Annotated in this window: 1 protein-coding gene; it reads right to left on the minus strand. The window is 54.2% G+C overall.

Annotated features, from left to right (window positions below; genetic code table 11):
* Positions 1–772 (minus strand): aminotransferase-like domain-containing protein (locus AC1DRJ_RS30685; RefSeq protein ID WP_477805417.1); only part of this gene is annotated, 772 nt, incomplete at both ends.

Here is a 772-nt window from a genome sequence, read left to right on the forward strand (position 1 = left end):
TGCATACCCTGATCACTGGGTTCCAGCCATGCAAGGTTGTGGGGGATCAGCCTATTTACGGCCTCGATTATTTGCCTGTGAATGTCCGCATACACTCCGCGAATTCTCCGGATGTGTCGATCCAAATGCCCTTCTGCGATGAATGCCGCGAGAACATGCTGATCGGCGTTGGCAGGATGCCTATCCATCAGGACTCTTGCACCACAAAAGGCTTGCACCAGGCATGGTGGAACGATTGCGTATCCGAGCCGTAAAGATGGGAACAATATTTTGCTGAATGTTCCTAAGTAGATGACGCGCTCGGGGTCTAGTCCCTGTAAGGACGGAAAGGGATGGCCTGCATAACGCAACTCACCATCATAATCGTCCTCGACAATCCAGGAGTTTGAAGCTCTGGCCCATGACAACAAGGCATTGCGTCTGGCCATGCTCATCGGCATGCCGAGCGGGTATTGATGTGATGAGGTCACGAAGGCTGCGCGGGCCTGGGGGCAKTGCTCTATTCCGCTTTCAACATTTAAACCCTCAGCATCAACAGGGACGCGGATCATTTGATTCGTATGGCCTGCGCTTTCCAAAATCGCGGTGATACCCCGGTAGGCCGGATCCTCCACCCACGCAAAATCCCCGACATCAAGAAGCACCTGGCAGGCGAGGTATAGGCCCTGTTGCGTGCCGGATGTGATGATGACTTGGTTCGCTTCACATCTGACAGATCRTGACTTGCGCACGTAATCGGCTACGGCTTCCCGTAACTCAAGGGCGCCCTTCG

This window comes from Pseudomonas sp. P5_B2, assembly GCF_056400445.1.